This window comes from Citrobacter sp. RHB35-C17 (genome assembly GCF_013816795.1).
GTDB lineage: Bacteria > Pseudomonadota > Gammaproteobacteria > Enterobacterales > Enterobacteriaceae > Citrobacter_A > Citrobacter_A amalonaticus.
The window spans coordinates 3,621,269-3,638,548 of the sequence record NZ_CP057150.1; the positions used below are offsets into that span (position 1 = coordinate 3,621,269).

The 17,280-nt window shown below is 53.9% G+C and carries 16 protein-coding genes and 5 tRNA genes; 7 read left to right on the plus strand and 14 right to left on the minus strand.

Annotated elements, in window-relative coordinates:
* Nucleotides 1-47: 47 nt before the first annotated feature.
* The 7 genes from proX to emrB all read left to right on the plus strand — a co-directional run bounded on the left by proX (nucleotide 48) and on the right by emrB (nucleotide 7,072).
* Entirely contained in the window at nucleotides 48-1,043 is a 996-nt protein-coding gene (proX, locus tag HVZ37_RS17280; protein ID WP_042999627.1) for a glycine betaine/L-proline ABC transporter substrate-binding protein ProX, read from the plus strand.
* Between the two features lie 195 nt (nucleotides 1,044-1,238).
* On the plus strand, nucleotides 1,239-2,423 hold the full coding sequence (locus tag HVZ37_RS17285) for an MFS transporter (protein ID WP_042999626.1): 1,185 nt from the start codon (nucleotides 1,239-1,241) through the stop codon (nucleotides 2,421-2,423).
* 114 nt (nucleotides 2,424-2,537) lie between these two features.
* Nucleotides 2,538-3,275: an AzlC family ABC transporter permease gene (locus HVZ37_RS17290; protein WP_043001836.1), complete on the plus strand. Its 738-nt coding sequence runs from the start codon at nucleotides 2,538-2,540 to the stop codon at nucleotides 3,273-3,275.
* Nucleotides 3,265-3,600: an L-valine transporter subunit YgaH gene (gene ygaH, locus HVZ37_RS17295; protein ID WP_042326037.1), complete on the plus strand. Its 336-nt coding sequence runs from the start codon at nucleotides 3,265-3,267 to the stop codon at nucleotides 3,598-3,600. Before HVZ37_RS17290 ends, ygaH begins: the two co-directional genes overlap by 11 nt.
* A gap of 90 nt (nucleotides 3,601-3,690) precedes the next feature.
* Complete coding sequence (gene mprA, locus HVZ37_RS17300; protein ID WP_042999625.1) at nucleotides 3,691-4,221, plus strand: transcriptional repressor MprA; 531 nt, start codon at nucleotides 3,691-3,693, stop codon at nucleotides 4,219-4,221.
* Between the two features lie 124 nt (nucleotides 4,222-4,345).
* A complete protein-coding gene (gene emrA, locus HVZ37_RS17305) occupies nucleotides 4,346-5,518 on the plus strand; it encodes a multidrug efflux MFS transporter periplasmic adaptor subunit EmrA (protein WP_044266594.1) in 1,173 nt (390 codons plus the stop codon).
* 15 nt (nucleotides 5,519-5,533) lie between these two features.
* Complete coding sequence (gene emrB, locus HVZ37_RS17310; protein WP_042999623.1) at nucleotides 5,534-7,072, plus strand: multidrug efflux MFS transporter permease subunit EmrB; 1,539 nt, start codon at nucleotides 5,534-5,536, stop codon at nucleotides 7,070-7,072.
* Between the two features lie 64 nt (nucleotides 7,073-7,136).
* Here emrB and luxS read toward each other — a convergent pair whose 3' ends face one another.
* The 14 genes from luxS to pncC form a co-directional block, all read right to left on the minus strand.
* Nucleotides 7,137-7,652, minus strand: coding sequence for an S-ribosylhomocysteine lyase (gene luxS / locus HVZ37_RS17315; RefSeq protein WP_003037312.1), 516 nt, complete (start codon nucleotides 7,650-7,652; stop codon nucleotides 7,137-7,139).
* A gap of 148 nt (nucleotides 7,653-7,800) precedes the next feature.
* Nucleotides 7,801-9,360, minus strand: coding sequence for a glutamate--cysteine ligase (gene gshA / locus HVZ37_RS17320; protein WP_044255102.1), 1,560 nt, complete (start codon nucleotides 9,358-9,360; stop codon nucleotides 7,801-7,803).
* 78 nt (nucleotides 9,361-9,438) lie between these two features.
* A complete protein-coding gene (locus HVZ37_RS17325; protein ID WP_042999619.1) occupies nucleotides 9,439-9,867 on the minus strand; it encodes a YqaA family protein in 429 nt (142 codons plus the stop codon).
* Nucleotides 9,864-10,430 (minus strand): fructose-1-phosphate/6-phosphogluconate phosphatase, encoded by a 567-nt coding sequence (gene yqaB / locus HVZ37_RS17330; protein WP_042999618.1) that lies wholly within the window; start codon nucleotides 10,428-10,430, stop codon nucleotides 9,864-9,866. Before yqaB ends, HVZ37_RS17325 begins: the two co-directional genes overlap by 4 nt.
* 252 nt (nucleotides 10,431-10,682) lie before the next feature.
* Nucleotides 10,683-10,759, minus strand: a tRNA-Arg gene (locus HVZ37_RS17335).
* 192 nt (nucleotides 10,760-10,951) lie between these two features.
* Nucleotides 10,952-11,028: transfer RNA gene (locus HVZ37_RS17340), tRNA-Arg, on the minus strand.
* Nucleotides 11,029-11,089: 61 nt separating this feature from the next.
* A tRNA-Arg gene (locus tag HVZ37_RS17345) sits at nucleotides 11,090-11,166 on the minus strand.
* Between the two features lie 62 nt (nucleotides 11,167-11,228).
* A tRNA-Arg gene (locus tag HVZ37_RS17350) sits at nucleotides 11,229-11,305 on the minus strand.
* A gap of 3 nt (nucleotides 11,306-11,308) precedes the next feature.
* Nucleotides 11,309-11,401: transfer RNA gene (locus tag HVZ37_RS17355), tRNA-Ser, on the minus strand.
* A 334-nt stretch (nucleotides 11,402-11,735) separates the two neighbouring features.
* Nucleotides 11,736-11,921 (minus strand): carbon storage regulator CsrA, encoded by a 186-nt coding sequence (csrA, locus tag HVZ37_RS17360; protein ID WP_000906486.1) that lies wholly within the window; start codon nucleotides 11,919-11,921, stop codon nucleotides 11,736-11,738.
* A gap of 240 nt (nucleotides 11,922-12,161) precedes the next feature.
* On the minus strand, nucleotides 12,162-14,789 hold the full coding sequence (alaS, locus tag HVZ37_RS17365) for an alanine--tRNA ligase (protein WP_181627801.1): 2,628 nt from the start codon (nucleotides 14,787-14,789) through the stop codon (nucleotides 12,162-12,164).
* 128 nt (nucleotides 14,790-14,917) lie between these two features.
* The gene (gene recX / locus HVZ37_RS17370; protein WP_044255094.1) at nucleotides 14,918-15,418 is read right to left on the minus strand and encodes a recombination regulator RecX; all 501 of its coding nucleotides are present in this window, start codon (nucleotides 15,416-15,418) and stop codon (nucleotides 14,918-14,920) included.
* 115 nt (nucleotides 15,419-15,533) lie between these two features.
* Nucleotides 15,534-16,595, minus strand: coding sequence for a recombinase RecA (gene recA / locus HVZ37_RS17375; RefSeq protein WP_044255092.1), 1,062 nt, complete (start codon nucleotides 16,593-16,595; stop codon nucleotides 15,534-15,536).
* Nucleotides 16,596-16,675: 80 nt separating this feature from the next.
* On the minus strand, nucleotides 16,676-17,173 hold the full coding sequence (gene pncC, locus HVZ37_RS17380) for a nicotinamide-nucleotide amidase (RefSeq protein WP_044266604.1): 498 nt from the start codon (nucleotides 17,171-17,173) through the stop codon (nucleotides 16,676-16,678).
* Between the last annotated feature and the right edge of the window lie 107 nt (nucleotides 17,174-17,280).

The following is a 17,280-nucleotide window of genomic DNA, read 5'->3' on the forward strand; positions in this document are numbered from 1 at the left end:
CTGCGCTTACCGGGCCTACACGTCCCTCCAATAATTAAGGAACAACGATGCGACAGAAAATCATGATTGCCACAGCGTTTGCCACCCTTGTCTCTACCAGCGCTTTCGCTGCCGACCTGCCAGGCAAAGGCATTACCGTCCAACCGGTACAGAGCACCATCACCGAAGAAACCTTTCAGACGCTGCTGGTGAGCCGCGCGCTGGAGAAATTGGGTTACACCGTCAATAAACCGAGCGAAGTCGACTATAACGTGGGCTACACCTCTATTGCCTCCGGTGACGCTACCTTTACCGCCGTCAACTGGCAGCCGCTGCACGACGATATGTTTTCTGCGGCAGGCGGGGACAAGAAGTTTTACCGCGAAGGCACATTCGTCACCGGAGCTGCGCAGGGTTACCTGATCGATAAGAAAACCGCTGAGCAGTACAAAATCACTAATATCGCCCAGTTAAAAGACCCCAACATCGCTAAAATCTTCGACACCAACGGCGACGGTAAAGCGGACATGATGGGCTGCTCACCAGGCTGGGGCTGTGAAGCCGTGATTAACCACCAGAACAAAGCGTTTGATCTGGAAAAAACCGTCGACGTCAGCCACGGTAACTATGCAGCGATGATGGCCGATACCATCACCCGCTTTAAAGAAGGTAAACCAATTCTGTATTACACCTGGACGCCTTACTGGGTGAGCGACGTGATGAAGCCAGGTAAAGATGTGGTCTGGTTACAGGTGCCGTTCTCCTCACTGCCGGGCGAACAGAAAGATATCGATACTAAACTGCCGAATGGCGCGAACTATGGCTTCCCGGTAAACACCATGCACATCGTTGCCAACAAGGCCTGGGCAGAGAAAAACCCGGCGGCGGCGAAACTGTTTGCCATCATGAAACTGCCGCTGGCGGACATTAACGCGCAAAACGCGATGATGCATGAGGGCAAAGCGTCGGAAGCTGACGTTCAGGGTCATGTTGACGGCTGGATCAAAGCCCACCAGCAGCAGTTTGACGGCTGGGTGAACGACGCGCTGGCGGCGCAGAAGTAATTGCCTCCTGAATGCCGGATGGCGCGCGATGCGCTTATCTGGCATACGATAGCCGGGAACGCGGTTCCCGGCCTGCTCCCTCCGTTCCCTCCCCTGATCGCACAATCCGGCACGCAACAAATCCCCAACATTCATAAATGTCCGCTATGATTGATTCCCAAAGAAATCATCACCTGACTCACGATTGCGAACATAATGACAAAAACCTCTCACGGGCTGAGCCCGGCACTGATCGTTCTCATGTCAGTGGCTACCGGTCTGGCCGTCGCCAGCAACTATTATGCACAGCCACTGCTCGAAACCATCGCACGCCACTTCTTACTTTCTGCCAGTTCAGCGGGGTTTATCGTCACCGCCGCTCAGCTTGGCTACGCCGCCGGTTTACTGTTTCTGGTTCCGCTTGGCGATATGTTTGAACGCCGGACGCTGATCGTCTCCATGACGCTGCTGGCGGCGGGCGGGATGCTGATTACCGCCAGCAGTCAGTCGCTGGCGATGATGATCCTCGGTACGGCGCTGACCGGACTTTTTTCCGTGGTTGCACAGATTCTGGTGCCGCTGGCGGCGACGCTTGCCACGCCGGATAAACGCGGCAAAGTGGTCGGGACCATCATGAGCGGCCTGCTGCTGGGCATTTTGCTGGCGCGAACCGTGGCGGGACTGCTGGCGAATCTCGGCGGTTGGCGCACTGTCTTCTGGGTCGCCTCCGTATTGATGGCGCTGATGGCTATCGCGCTGTGGCGCGGCTTGCCAAAGGTGAAGTCAGACACCCACCTGAACTACCCGCAGTTGCTGGGTTCGGTATTCAGTTTGTTTACCCGCGATAAACTGCTGCGCACGCGGGCACTGCTGGGCTGCCTGACCTTCGCCAATTTCAGCATTCTCTGGACGTCAATGGCCTTTTTACTGGCCGCCCCGCCGTTTAACTATTCTGAAGGGATGATTGGCCTGTTTGGGCTGGCGGGTGCCGCTGGTGCGCTCGGCGCGCGTCCGGCTGGCGGTTTTGCGGATAAAGGACATTCTCACCTCACCACAACCTATGGCCTGCTGCTATTGCTGCTTTCCTGGCTCGCTATCTGGTTGGGACACACCTCAGTGCTGGCGCTGATTGTGGGGATTCTGGTTCTGGATCTTACCGTTCAGGGGGTTCACATCACTAATCAGACGGTGATTTACCGTTTGTATCCGGAGGCCCGAAACCGTCTGACCGCCGGGTATATGACCAGTTACTTTATCGGCGGGGCAGCAGGGTCATTGATCTCCGCCTCGGCCTGGCAGCATGCCGGATGGCTGGGCGTTTGTCTGGCAGGGACGACCGTTGCCGTACTGAACCTGCTGGTCTGGTGGCGAGGATTTCACCGACAAGACGCTGCAATTTAAGCGCCCGGCAAGCGTTTGGGCTCCTGAGGGTGTTAAGGAGCCCCCCAGTCTGTTAAGGTGATAGAGATTATTAACCCTGATAATTTTAACATTGGTGATAACGCGCAAAACTCTATGGAAAGGCCCGCATCTCTGCCCAATACCCCTCCGGCTACCTGTGCGGAAGGATTCAAAGACAGCTTACCCATCGTCATCAGCTATATTCCTGTTGCCTTTGCATTTGGTCTCAATGCCACCCGTCTCGGGTTTAGCCCGGTTGAGAGCGTGTTTTTCTCCTGCATTATTTATGCCGGTGCCAGCCAGTTCGTTATCACAACCATGCTCGCCGCAGGCAGCACATTATGGGTTGCCGCCCTGACCGTTATGGCGATGGATGTACGCCATGTTTTATACGGTCCTTCCCTGCGCAGTCGTATCGCCCAGAAACTCAGTAAACCGAAAACCGCCCTGTGGGCGTTTGGTCTCACCGACGAAGTCTTTGCCGCTGCCACTGCAAAGCTGGTGCGGGATAACCGTCGCTGGAGCGAGAACTGGATGATTGGCATCGCGTTTTGCTCCTGGGCCTCCTGGGTGCTGGGAACCGTACTCGGCGCCTTTTCCGGCAGCGGTTTATTGAAAGGATTCCCGGCGGTCGAAGCGGCGCTCGGTTTTATGCTCCCCGCGCTGTTTATGAGTTTTCTGCTGGCGTCATTCCAGCGTAAACAGTCCCTGTGCGTGACCGCCGCCTTAGCGGGCGCACTGGCGGGCGTGACGCTGTTTTCCATCCCCGCCGCGATTCTGGCGGGGATTGTGTGTGGTTGTCTGACCGCGCTAATTCAGGCTTTCTGGCAAGGAGTTCCCGATGCGCTATGAGGTGCTGCTGCTCGGATTGCTGGTCGGCTGTGTAAATTATGGGTTTCGCTATTTACCGCTGCGTCTGAAGATGGGAAATACCCGTCCAGGCAAGCGTGGTGCAACCGGCGTTTTACTCGACACCATCGGCATTGCATCAATTTGCGCCCTGCTGGTTGTGTCAACGGCCCCTGAGGTCATGCACGATGCCAGTCGCTTCGTGCCGACGCTCGTGGGCTTTGCTGTACTGGGTGCTAGTTTTTATAAAACGCGCAGTATCATCATTCCTACGCTATTAAGTGCTCTGGCCTATGGATTAGCGTGGAAAATGTTGGCGGTTTTATAGGTTGGAAAAATCATTTTAATTTAATAATACATTTACTTTATTTGTCACTGTCGTTACTATATCGGCTGAAATTAATGAGGTCATGCCCAAATGGATAGTTCGTTTACGCCCATTGAACAAATGCTAAAATTTCGCGCCAGCCGCCACGAGGATTTTCCGTATCAGGAAATCCTGCTGACTCGTCTTTGCATGCATATGCAAGGAAAACTGCTGGATAACCGCAATAAAATGCTGAAAGCTCAAGGGATTAACGAGACGTTGTTTATGGCGTTGATTACGCTGGAGTCTCAGGAAAACCACAGCATTCAGCCTTCTGAACTGAGCTGTGCCCTGGGATCATCCCGTACTAACGCGACACGTATCGCTGATGAGCTGGAAAAGCGCGGTTGGATCGAGCGCCATGAAAGCGACAACGATCGTCGTTGCCTGCATCTGCAGTTAACCGATAAAGGCCATGCATTTTTGCGCGAAGTATTACCGCCGCAGCATAACTGCCTGCATCAACTGTGGTCCGCTCTTAACACTGCAGAAAAAGAACAGCTTGAGCACATCACTCGTAAGCTTCTGACGCGTCTCGATCAGATGGACCAGGAGGGTGCTATCCTTGAGGCGCTGAGCTAACGCGTCGACTCGCTCAATAATCCAGATTACCAAAGAAAACTGACTGGCCAGCACTTGAACGTGCTGGCCTTTCTGATAAACAGCTCGGCTCAGCCGACGAAAAAATAAGATCGTGGAGAACAACATGAGCGCAAATGCGGAGACCCAAACCCCGCAGCAACCGGTTAAGAAGAAAAGCAAACGTAAAAGTACGCTACTCCTCCTGACCTTGCTCTTTATCGTTATTGCCGTGGCATATGGAATTTATTGGTTTTTGGTACTGCGTCATGTCGAAGAGACCGATGATGCATACGTGGCAGGGAACCAGGTTCAAATCATGGCACAGGTATCCGGCAGCGTGACGAAAGTCTGGGCGGATAACACTGATTTTGTTAAACAGGGTGACGTTCTCGTCACGCTCGATCAGACGGATGCCAGACAGGCATTTGAAAAAGCGAAGACCGCGCTGGCCTCCAGCGTCCGTCAGACGCATCAGTTAATGATCAACAGCAAACAGTTGCAGGCGAACATTGCGGTGCAGAAAACGGCCCTTGCCCAGGCGCAAAGCGATTTTAACCGTCGCGTACCACTGGGTAACGCCAATCTGATTGGTCGTGAAGAGCTGCAACACGCACGGGATGCCGTGGCCAGCGCTCAGGCGCAGCTTGATGTTGCCATTCAGCAATACAATGCTAATCAGGCGATGATTCTCGACAGCAAGCTGGAAGATCAGCCCGCCGTCCAACAGGCCGCCACCGAAGTGCGTAACGCCTGGCTGGCGCTCGAGCGAACGAAGATCGTCAGCCCAATGACCGGCTACGTGTCGCGCCGCGCCGTGCAGCCTGGCGCGCAGATCAGCCCTACCACGCCGCTGATGGCTGTGGTTCCGGCCACCAATCTGTGGGTTGATGCTAACTTCAAAGAGACGCAGCTTGCCCATATGCGCATCGGCCAACCGGCAACGGTGATCAGTGATATCTACGGCGATGACGTTAAGTACACCGGTAAAGTGGTCGGTCTTGATATGGGGACCGGTAGCGCCTTCTCACTGCTGCCAGCACAGAACGCAACCGGTAACTGGATCAAAGTGGTTCAGCGTCTGCCTGTACGTATCGAACTGGATGCACAGCAGCTGGCGCAACATCCGTTGCGGATTGGTTTATCGACGCTCGTCACCGTCGATACCGCGAACCGCGACGGTCAGGTGCTCGCCAGCCAGGTGCGCACTACGCCGGTGTCTGAGAGTAACGCCCGTGAAATCAGCCTTGCCCCGGTCAATAAACTGATCGAAGAGATTGTGCAGGCCAACGCAGGCTAATCTGAGGTGCGTGTGATGCAACAGCAAAAACCGCTGGAGGGCGCGCAGCTCGTCATTATGACGATTGCGCTGTCGCTGGCGACATTCATGCAGGTGCTGGACTCCACCATTGCTAACGTGGCGATCCCTACGATCGCCGGGAACCTGGGCTCATCGCTGAGCCAGGGGACGTGGGTGATCACCTCTTTCGGGGTGGCGAACGCCATCTCGATTCCCATTACCGGCTGGCTGGCAAAGCGCGTTGGGGAAGTGAAGCTCTTCATGTGGTCAACGGTGGCGTTTGCCATCGCCTCCTGGGCGTGCGGCGTCTCCAGTAGTCTGAACATGCTGATCTTCTTCCGCGTCGTTCAGGGGGTGGTTGCCGGGCCGCTGATCCCGCTTTCGCAAAGTCTGCTACTCAATAACTACCCTCCGGCAAAGCGCTCTATCGCGCTGGCGCTGTGGTCGATGACAGTGATTGTCGCGCCGATTTGCGGCCCGATTCTGGGCGGCTATATCAGCGATAACTATCACTGGGGCTGGATTTTCTTTATCAACGTGCCGATCGGTATTGCCGTCGTTCTGATGACGCTGCAAACCCTGCGTGGACGCGAAACACGCACGGAACAGCGGCGGATTGACGCCATCGGGCTGGCGCTGCTGGTCATTGGGATCGGTAGCCTGCAGATTATGCTCGACCGGGGGAAAGAGCTGGACTGGTTCGCCTCACAGGAGATCATCATTCTGACCGTGGTGGCGGTGGTCGCCATTAGCTTCCTGATTGTCTGGGAGCTTACCGACGATAACCCCATTGTCGATCTCTCACTGTTTAAGTCGCGAAACTTTACCATCGGCTGTTTGTGTATCAGTCTGGCTTATATGCTGTACTTCGGGGCTATTGTTCTGCTACCTCAGCTTTTGCAGGAGGTTTACGGCTATACCGCGACGTGGGCGGGTCTGGCGTCCGCGCCGGTGGGGATTATTCCGGTGATCCTGTCGCCGATTATTGGCCGCTTTGCCCATAAGCTGGATATGCGCAGGCTGGTGACGTTCAGCTTTATTATGTATGCCGTCTGCTTTTACTGGCGCGCGTGGACGTTTGAACCGGGAATGGACTTCGGCGCCTCCGCCTGGCCACAGTTTATTCAGGGCTTCGCGGTGGCGTGCTTCTTTATGCCGCTAACAACCATCACGCTGTCTGGCTTACCGCCTGAGCGTCTGGCGGCGGCATCGAGTTTGTCTAACTTTACGCGAACGCTGGCGGGGTCAATCGGGACATCGATCACCACCACCATGTGGACCAACCGGGAATCGATGCACCATGCACAGTTAACCGAGTCGGTGAATCCGTATAACCCGAATGCGCAGGCAATGTACGATCAGCTACAGGGATTGGGCATGACGCAGCAACAGGCGTCTGGCTGGATAGCCCAGCAGATAACGAATCAGGGGCTGATTATTTCAGCCAACGAGATCTTCTGGATGTCGGCGGGGATCTTCCTGGTGTTACTCGGTCTGGTCTGGTTCGCCAAACCCCCGTTTGGTGCGGGCGGTGGCGGTGGTGGCGCGCACTAAGTTACAGCGATAAAAAAGCCCGTTCAGTCGAACGGGCTTTTTTAGCCGGTAAGCACACAGACAGCTAGATATGCAGTTCCTGCAACTTCTCTTTTGGCAGCGCCAGCTCTTCATTGCTGTTGACGCGAACGTCGCGCTCCAGAATATGACGCGCGATATCCTGTGCTTCACTCAGGGAGTGCATCTGATATGTACCGCACTGGTAGACGTTCAGTTCCGGGATCTGATTCTGATCCTGAACTTTCAGCACGTCGGCCATCGCCGCTTTCCATGCATCTGCCACGCGCTGCTCATCCGGCGTACCTATCAGGCTCATATAGAAACCGGTACGGCAACCCATCGGGGAGATATCGATAATCTCGACGCCGTTACCGTTGAGGTGATTACGCATAAAGCCTGCGAACAGATGCTCCAGCGTGTGAATCCCTTTCTCCGGCATCACCTCTTTATTTGGAATGCAGAAACGCAGATCAAACACGGTGATGGCGTCACCATGTGGAGTGTTCATCGTTTTCGCCACACGGACTGCAGGTGCTTCCATCCGGGTATGATCGACAGTGAAGCTATCTAACAACGGCATTTAGCCACCTCCGATAATTTTTTATAAATAAACTGAACTCTTTGTTCCGGTGCGAGTCTGAGTATATGAAAGACGCGCATTTGTTATCATCATCCCTGTTTTCAGAGATGAAATTTTGGCCACTCCCGAGTGGCCTTTTTCTTTTCTGTCAGGCCTGCTGCTTTGCCAGCCAGCTGTCAAACGGTTCCGAATCTGCCGCTTCAACTTCGCGCTGACGGCGTTTTGAGGCGTCACGTTCAGCCACAAAGTCTTCTTCCTGCAAAATTTCCAGCGGCTCTTCACGCAGCAGATTGCGGTAAGCTTCGCCCAGCGCCCTGCCCGTACCGCCAATACCCGTATCAATCATAGACCGCAGAATACGTGCAGAGAACGTTAATTCCGGGTTATCAAAGCAGGCAACCAGTTCGTCACAGACTTTCTGATAATCCTCTCCGCCGTGGATGCTGTCCAGCGTTTGTGCCACACGCTTCAGATCGCGGAACAGATCTTTACCCACTTCGGGCAGCGGGAACTGTGCAGTTTCACAACCAATCCCTAACGTCAGGCCCGGCTTACGCCCTTCCAGAATCACCCGATTCCAGTTGGTACGCGTACATAGCAGCTCACTGCTGCTCATCTCCGGTGCATCGGCCAGCACACACCAGACCATAAACAGGTCAAGGAAACGCACCTGTTGCTCGTCCACGCCAATTGGCGAGAACGGATTGATATCCAGCGAGCGGACTTCGATGTATTCGATACCGCCACGCAGAAGCGCATCTGAAGGCGACTCACCGCTACGCGTAACGCGTTTCGGACGAATCGGCGCGTACAGCTCATTTTCAATCTGCAGCACGTTGCTGTTGATTTGCAGACGCTTACCGCCTTTTTCCAGCCCTACTGCCGCATACTCTTCAGAAGGCGTTTTAATCGCCCGCTTCAATCCTGCCACATACTCGTAGAGATCGTTAAACGTAATTCCGAGATTGCTTTGCGACTTATTGGTATAACCCAGATCGCTCAGTCGCAGCGAGGTCGCGTACGGCAGGTAGTACATTCCGCAGTCGGTTTTCTCAAACGGCAGCGTGGTCGGTTTGCCCTGCAGGAAGGAAGCGCAAATCGCCGGGGACGCACCAAACAAATAAGGAATGACCCAGCCAAAGCGGTAATAGTTACGGATCAGGCGGAAATAGCCGGCAGAGATTTTCTCTTTTGCCTCTTCGCCTTCCACTACGCCACATTTCGCCTGCCAGAATGCCATCGGCAGTGAAAAGTTGTAGTGCACACCGGAAATAGTTTGCATCAGCGCACCGTAACGGTTTTTCAACCCTTCACGGTACAGCGTTTTCATACGACCAATATTTGAAGTGCCATATTGCGCCAGTTCAATGTCCTGACCTTCGGCAATGTAGCAAGGCATGCTCAGTGGCCACATGCGCTCATCACCCATATTTCTGGCGGTATAACGATGCAGGTCACGCATGAAGGTCAGCATATGCTGGATATCGCCGTCTACCGGTGTGATAAACTCCAGCAGCGCTTCCGCGAAATCCGTGGTAATCCATTTATGCGTCAGCGCTGAGCCTAACGCTTCAGGATGCCCCGTTGTCGCCAACGTGCCATCCGCATTCACGCGCAATGTTTCGCGCTCCAGCCCGCGCTGTATCCCCTGTAATGCCTGAGGATGCTTTTCCAGCCAGGCCAAAGCCTGTGATACGTCCGGGATCAAATTGACCTCCCGCCTGTCAAAATCGTATTAATTAGCATAATTGTAGTGGTTAACCTAAAGGCTAATCCCCAGGCACAATTAGTGCCACCAGGTAATGCCCTGAACGGTAGCAGCTGCGACAACAATATAGCGCAGCGCTTTGCCAAGGCATAAAAAAAAGAGCACCGGCCCCCACGAGAGGCGCATCCATCCCGCTAACAGGCACAGTAAATCACCCACAACCGGCATCCAGCTTAATAATAGTGTGACCGCGCCATAGCGTTTAAGCCAGCCTGTGGCTTTCTCCTGCCAGCGCGATGTCTTGCGCAGCGGGAAGAAACGCCCAAGGATAACGTTAGTTAACCCTCCAAGGCTATTACCCATTGTTGCTGTTAAAACTAAGACCCAGGGATGACTGAGTCCGGCCAGTAACATGGCAATCAGAACGACTTCCGAGTTGCCGGGCAACAGCGTAGCGCTGAGGAAACTGCTGGCGAACAATGAAAGGAGCGACAGTCCGTCACTCACAGGAGTCGAACGTCCACAGCATCCATTCCGGCGGCGCGTGCTGCCTGGATACCAAAGTCCGCATCTTCAAATACCACGCACTGCGCCGGAGGCACGCCCATACGCTCCGCACAAAGCAGGAAAGTATCTGGCGCGGGTTTATGGTGCTGGACATGATCGGCAGCAACGACGGCATCAAAATAGCGACGCAGCCCCAGATGAGCCAGCAGCGCTTCCGCTACTGCGCTTTCACTGCCGGTTCCGACGGACATCGGGCGACGACCATGCCACGCTTTTACCACCTCAACCAGCGGCAACGGCTCGACGCTGTCGAGGAGCATGATTTTTACCGCGTCGGTTTTTTCACGGGCTAACGCGTGAGGATCGAGATCCGCATGATTCAACTCAATAATGGACTGAGCAATACGCCATGTGGCTGAGCCGTTAAGGGCAATCATCGCCTGAAGATCAAAATGCATACCGTAACGACCTAATACTTCAACCCACGCCTTACGGTGCGTCGGTTCAGTATCCAGAAGGGTACCATCCATATCGAAAATCAGACCCGCATAACGTTCGTACATAGCGCTCTCACCGGCAAGTAAACAGACGTTACTTTATCGTAATTGCTGAATTTTGTCGCTGACGACGATGCTGAGGATTGTTCAGGAGATGAATGCAAAGGAGTAAGGAAAAGAAAAAAATGGTGCATCCGGGAAGATGACTCGGCGAAGCCTCGCCCTTCGGGCCGTTGCTGGCGCAACGCTATCCCCCCTGGTACTCGCGATACTCTCGCAGACCATGAAACAACAAACTCGCTGTTATCCGGGAGAAGATGGTGCATCCGGGAGGATTCGAACCTCCGACCGCTCGGTTCGTAGCCGAGTACTCTATCCAGCTGAGCTACGGATGCATCGGGAAACTTATTTTACTGCTGATACTGATACTGCACAAAAGCGGTATCAAATAAGAGATGGTGCATCCGGGAGGATGACTCGGCGAAGCCTCGACCTTCGGGCTGTTGCTGACGCAACGTTATCCCCCTGGTGCTTACGATGCTCTCGCAGACCATGAAACAACAAACTCGCTGTTATTCGGGAGAAGATGGTGCATCCGGGAGGATTCGAACCTCCGACCGCTCGGTTCGTAGCCGAGTACTCTATCCAGCTGAGCTACGGATGCATCGGAAAACTTATTTTACTGCCGATATTGATACTGCACAAAAGCGGTATCAAGTAAGAGATGGTGCATCCGGGAGGATTCGAACCTCCGACCGCTCGGTTCGTAGCCGAGTACTCTATCCAGCTGAGCTACGGATGCATCGGGAAACTTACTTTACTGCAGATTTTGATACCGCTACTAAAGCCGTATCAAGTAAGAGATGGTGCATCCGGGAGGATTCGAACCTCCGACCGCTCGGTTCGTAGCCGAGTACTCTATCCAGCTGAGCTACGGATGCAAATGGCGGTGAGGCGGGGATTCGAACCCCGGATGCAGCTTTTGACCGCATACTCCCTTAGCAGGGGAGCGCCTTCAGCCTCTCGGCCACCTCACCACACGCCTCTTACGAGTGCTTCGAAGAACTTGTTTCTGCTCATCGTCGCTGCGTGGCGCACATATTACTTTCTGGGACTTATAAGTCAAACAATTTTTCCTGAGCTTTTATCGTTTGCACACTTCACGTTCAATTAGTCTGCAAAAACGGCAAAAAGAGTGTTTTATCAACAGATAAATTGGACTCTGGGCAACGGACTACCTCAATGGAAAAGACATACGGATGCAGTAGCGCCAGGCGAAACTGGAAAAAGAGTCACAGAAAAACGAAACAGAGTGGGATATCGCGACGATGTCAGGTTGCGCCTCACCCGGTCAGGTGAGACGCGGAAACCTTAGTAACTGGACTGCTGGGATTTTTCAGCCTGGATACGCTGGTAGATCTCTTCACGATGGACAGATACTTCTTTCGGGGCGTTTACGCCGATGCGTACCTGGTTGCCCTTCACCCCTAAAACTGTCACGGTGACCTCATCTCCAATCATGAGGGTCTCACCAACTCGACGAGTCAGAATCAGCATTCTTTGCTCCTTGAAAGATTAAAAGAGTCGGGTCTCTCTGTATCCCGGCATTATCCATCATATAACGCCAAAAAGTAAGCGATGACAAACACATTACATGTAAGCAGTCACGGCATCACATTCTGTTAAACCTAAGTTTAGCCGATATACACAACTTCAACCTGACTTTATCGTTGTCGACAACGTTGATGCAAACGCCGCGGAATGCTTATCCGCGGCATCGGCTAACGCTTATAGTTATTACAATTTTGCGCTGACCCAGGCTTGCACACTGGCTAACGCCGCAGGCAGAGCAGAAGCATCCGTACCACCGGCTTGCGCCATGTCCGGACGACCACCACCCTTACCGCCCACCTGCTGAGCGACCATACCTACCAGTTCCCCTGCTTTGACACGGTCGGTCACGTCCTTAGACACACCAGCAATCAGAGAAACCTTACCTTCCGCTGCCGTTGCCAGCACGATAATTGTCGACCCCAGTTGATTTTTCAGATCATCAACCATGGTGCGCAATATTTTCGGCTCAACACCCGCAAGCTCACTCACCAACAGCTTAACGCCATTGATATCAACCGCTTTGCTGGAAAGATTCGCACTTTCCTGCGCCGCAGCATGTTCTTTCAACTGCTGAAGCTCTTTCTCAAGCTGACGAGTACGTTCCAGCACTGAACGCACTTTGTCGCCCAGATTCTGGCTATCGCCCTTCAACAGATGTGCAATATCGGCTAAACGATCGCTTTCTGCATGCACAGTCGCAATGGCGCCCTCACCGGTTACCGCTTCAATGCGACGAACCCCGGCGGCGGTTCCGGACTCAGAGACAATACGGAACAGGCCGATGTCACCGGTACGGCTGGCGTGCGTCCCGCCGCACAGTTCGGTAGAGAAATCACCCATGCTCAGCACGCGAACGCGTTCGTCATATTTCTCGCCGAACAGCGCCATTGCGCCTTTTGCTTTCGCCGCTTCCAGATCCATCACGTGGGTTTCAACCGGCAGGTTACGACGAATCTGCGCGTTCACCAGATCTTCAACCGCCCGGATTTCCGCCTGCTTCATTGCTTCATTATGCGAGAAATCGAAGCGCAGCATTTTGTCGTTAACCAGCGACCCTTTCTGTGCCACGTGCGTGCCCAGAATCTGGCGCAACGCCGCGTGCATCAGGTGCGTTGCGGAGTGATTCAGACGAATACGCGCACGACGCGCCTCATCCACATCAGCCTGGACCGCATCGCCCACTTTCAGAGAGCCCGCAGACAGCTTGCCGAGGTGACCAATCGCCTGACCATATTTTTGCGTATCGCTTACGACAAACGCAAAGCCCGCGCCTTTCAGTTCACCTTTATCGCCGACCTGACCACCGGATTCCGCATAGAATGGGGTCTGATCCAGTACGACAACGGCTTCCTGACCGACACTGATCGCATCAACCGCTTTACCATCAACAAACAGCGCGGTCACTTTACCGTTCAGTTCCAGATGGTCGTAGCCTTTAAATTCAGAGGCGCTATCCACGCGAATCATCGCGTTATAGTCCGCACCGAAACCGCTGGCTTCACGCGCACGACGGCGCTGCTCTTCCATGGCGGCTTCAAAACCGGCTTCATCCACTTTGATGTTGCGCTCACGGCAAACGTCAGCCGTCAGATCAACCGGGAAACCGTAGGTATCGTACAGACGGAATGCTGTTTCGCCGTCCAGCGTATCGCCGGACAGTTTCGCCAGTTCTTCGTCCAGCAGCGCCAGGCCACGCTCGAGCGTACGGGCAAACTGCTCTTCTTCGGTTTTCAGAACTTGCTCAACCTGAGCCTGCTGACGCTTCAGTTCTTCGCCCGCCGATCCCATGACGTCAATCAGTGGACCCACCAGTTTATAGAAGAAGGTCTCTTTCGCGCCCAGCATGTTGCCATGACGTACCGCACGACGAATGATACGACGCAAAACATAGCCACGGTTTTCGTTAGACGGAACCACGCCGTCGGCAATCAGGAACGCACAGGAACGAATGTGATCCGCAATCACGCGCAGTGACTTGTTGCTCAGATCGGTTGCACCGGTCACTTTCGCTACTGCTTCAATCAGCGTACGGAACAGGTCAATTTCGTAGTTGGAGTTGACATGTTGCAGCACAGCCGCAATACGTTCCAGACCCATACCGGTATCCACGGAAGGCTTAGGCAGCGGCTCCATCGTACCGTCAGCCTGACGGTTGAACTGCATAAAGACGATGTTCCAGATCTCAATGTAGCGATCGCCGTCCTCTTCCGGGCTTCCCGGAGGGCCGCCCCAGATGTGATCGCCATGATCGTAGAAAATTTCGGTGCACGGACCGCACGGACCGGTGTCGCCCATCTGCCAGAAGTTGTCGGACGCATAAGCCGCACCTTTGTTATCACCGATGCGGATAATACGCTCGCGAGGAATACCGACTTCTTTTTCCCAGATTTCATAGGCTTCATCGTCTGTTTCGTAGACGGTCACCCACAGACGCTCTTTCGGCAGGGCAAACCAGTTTTCACCGGTCAGCAATTCCCATGCGTACTGGATTGCATCATGCTTGAAATAGTCGCCGAAGCTGAAGTTACCCAGCATTTCGAAGAAGGTATGGTGACGTGCAGTGTAACCAACGTTTTCCAGATCGTTGTGCTTACCACCCGCCCGCACGCAGCGTTGAGATGTGGTTGCGCGGGAATAATTACGCTTGTCGAGCCCAAGGAAAACGTCCTTGAACTGGTTCATCCCGGCGTTGGTAAACAACAAAGTGGGGTCATTGTTTGGAACCAGGGAGCTGCTGGCAACTACCTGATGTCCCTTACTATGGAAAAAGTCGAGAAACGCCTGACGGATCTCAGCGGTGCTCTTGCTCATAATTATCCTGAAATCTTGCTAACGAAAAATCATTACCAGCAACAACTCTTGATTGACTGGGCCGCCGGCAACTGAAAAGTGGGAATAAGATAAGTTTTCTTTACGGGGAAGTAAAATCCCGTATGCGCTCAATCGTCAAAATTTCGCCATATTTCCTGGATATCCTCCATCAGATATCCACGATAGAGCAAAAATCGCTGTATCTTAACCTTTTCTGAAAATGCGCCAGGCAGCGGTTCACCATATTTACGACAGGCCTGATCGCGTGCGAGGACGCTCCAGTCAATCTCACATTCCCGCATTGCTTTTTCCGTCGATTCACGGGCAATGCCCTTTTGATTCAACTCCTGGCGAATGCGCGCCGGGCCATAGCCTTTACGGCTGCGGCTGGCGATAAAGCGGGCGATAAACCGATCGTCATCGAGATACTGATGCTCGTAACACCAGGCAATCACTCGTTCATAATCTTCCGCAGTCGCATCAATCTCTTCCGGTCCATTTTTCCCCATCACCGGGGCGGCAAGTTTACGTCGCAACTCTTGTTCGCTGTGGTCACGAACCGCGAGGATACGTACTGCGCGATCTAACAGCCGGGAATACGCGGGTCGGCGCGGTGTGGGTTCACTCATAACAACCTTCGAAATCAGAAATGCAAAAAGGGCTGCATCAATGCAGCCCTTGAGTGTAATTCAACTTTTTGCCGGATGGCAGTGTTGCGTTATCCGGACGGACGACACCTGACGATTAAAAATCTTCGTTGGTTTCCGCAACGCCTTCACCGTCATCAACAGCGAAGTCAGGTTTGGCATCCTGGTTATTGAGCAGCATTTCGCGAACTTTCTTCTCAATTTCCTTCGCAGTCGCCGGGTTGTCTTTCAGCCAGGTGGTTGCATTCGCTTTACCCTGACCAATTTTCTCGCCGTTGTAGCTGTACCAGGCGCCCGCTTTCTCGATGAGCTTCTCTTTCACGCCCAGGTCAACCAGTTCGCCATAGAAGTTGATGCCTTCACCGTAAAGGATCTGGAATTCAGCCTGTTTAAACGGTGCCGCAATTTTGTTTTTCACCACCTTCACGCGGGTTTCGCTGCCCACCACGTTATCGCCCTCTTTCACCGCGCCAATACGACGGATATCCAGACGAACAGAAGCGTAGAATTTCAGTGCGTTACCACCGGTCGTGGTTTCCGGGTTACCGAACATCACACCAATTTTCATACGGATCTGGTTGATGAAGATCAGCAGCGTGTTGGACTGCTTCAGGTTACCGGCCAGTTTACGCATCGCCTGGCTCATCATACGCGCCGCGAGGCCCATGTGAGAGTCACCGATTTCGCCTTCGATTTCCGCTTTCGGCGTCAGTGCCGCTACGGAGTCGACAACGATAACGTCGACAGCGCCAGAACGCGCCAGCGCATCACAGATTTCCAGCGCCTGTTCACCGGTGTCCGGCTGAGAACAGAGCAGATTGTCGATATCAACGCCTAGCTTACGTGCATAGATCGGGTCCAGCGCGTGTTCTGCATCGATAAACGCACAGGTTTTACCTTCGCGCTGCGCCGCGGCAATCACCTGCAGCGTCAGCGTGGTTTTACCGGATGATTCCGGCCCGTAGATTTCGACGATACGGCCCATCGGCAGGCCGCCTGCGCCCAGCGCGATATCCAGTGAAAGCGAACCTGTGGAGATCGTTTCCACATCCATAGAACGGTCTTCACCCAGGCGCATGATGGAGCCTTTACCGAATTGCTTTTCGATCTGGCCCAGCGCTGCCGCCAACGCTTTCTGTTTGTTTTCGTCGATAGCCATTAATTACTCCTGTCATGCCGGCTGAAACCGGATAGTGATTCTGTACTGTTGTCGCAATTATACTGTATGGTCATACAGTATCAAGTATTTTGTAGAAATTGTTGCCACAGGGTTTGCAGCGCATAAACCGTGGCTTGCCGACGCACCGCCTCACGGTCGCCGTGAAAGCATTCCCGGCGGGTAATCCCTTCTCCGCGCGCGCTGGCGAAGGCAAACCAGACGGTGCCGACCGGTTTCTCTTCGCTGCCGCCATCCGGCCCGGCGATCCCGCTGATGGAAACCGCAAAATCGGCACGTGCCGCTTTCAGTGCGCCAATCGCCATCTCAACCACTACCGGTTCACTGACCGCGCCATGCTGCGCCAGCGTCTCTTCCCGCACGCCGATCATCTGCGATTTTGCTTCATTACTGTAGGTGACAAAACCGCGCTCAAACCAGGCGGAGCTGCCGGCAATATCGGTAATGGCTTTCGCCACCCAACCGCCGGTGCAGGACTCTGCGGTGGTCACCGTCGCACCACGCGCTTTTAGCGCCAGCCCGACCTGTTCACTTAACTGCATCAGTTCACTGTCAGTCATATCAGCCTCTGTCAGTTAAAAAATATGCCGGACAAGATAACACTTTCCCAACGGAGATGGGGATGAGGTGACAATTTTACGAGGGGGATTCCGAAAAAACGAGTGAG

Coding starts and splice junctions, on each gene's coding strand:
- yqaB (WP_042999618.1), bottom strand. CDS start 10,430: ATGTACGAACGTTATGCGGGTCTGATTTTCGATATGGATGGTACCCTT.
- csrA (WP_000906486.1), bottom strand. CDS start 11,921: ATGCTGATTCTGACTCGTCGAGTTGGTGAGACCCTCATGATTGGAGAT.
- emrA (WP_044266594.1), top strand. CDS start 4,346: ATGAGCGCAAATGCGGAGACCCAAACCCCGCAGCAACCGGTTAAGAAG.
- ygaH (WP_042326037.1), top strand. CDS start 3,265: ATGCGCTATGAGGTGCTGCTGCTCGGATTGCTGGTCGGCTGTGTAAAT.
- luxS (WP_003037312.1), bottom strand. CDS start 7,652: ATGCCGTTGTTAGATAGCTTCACTGTCGATCATACCCGGATGGAAGCA.
- HVZ37_RS17290 (WP_043001836.1), top strand. CDS start 2,538: ATGGAAAGGCCCGCATCTCTGCCCAATACCCCTCCGGCTACCTGTGCG.
- alaS (WP_181627801.1), bottom strand. CDS start 14,789: ATGAGCAAGAGCACCGCTGAGATCCGTCAGGCGTTTCTCGACTTTTTC.
- proX (WP_042999627.1), top strand. CDS start 48: ATGCGACAGAAAATCATGATTGCCACAGCGTTTGCCACCCTTGTCTCT.
- HVZ37_RS17285 (WP_042999626.1), top strand. CDS start 1,239: ATGACAAAAACCTCTCACGGGCTGAGCCCGGCACTGATCGTTCTCATG.
- emrB (WP_042999623.1), top strand. CDS start 5,534: ATGCAACAGCAAAAACCGCTGGAGGGCGCGCAGCTCGTCATTATGACG.
- recX (WP_044255094.1), bottom strand. CDS start 15,418: ATGAGTGAACCCACACCGCGCCGACCCGCGTATTCCCGGCTGTTAGAT.
- mprA (WP_042999625.1), top strand. CDS start 3,691: ATGGATAGTTCGTTTACGCCCATTGAACAAATGCTAAAATTTCGCGCC.
- recA (WP_044255092.1), bottom strand. CDS start 16,595: ATGGCTATCGACGAAAACAAACAGAAAGCGTTGGCGGCAGCGCTGGGC.
- pncC (WP_044266604.1), bottom strand. CDS start 17,173: ATGACTGACAGTGAACTGATGCAGTTAAGTGAACAGGTCGGGCTGGCG.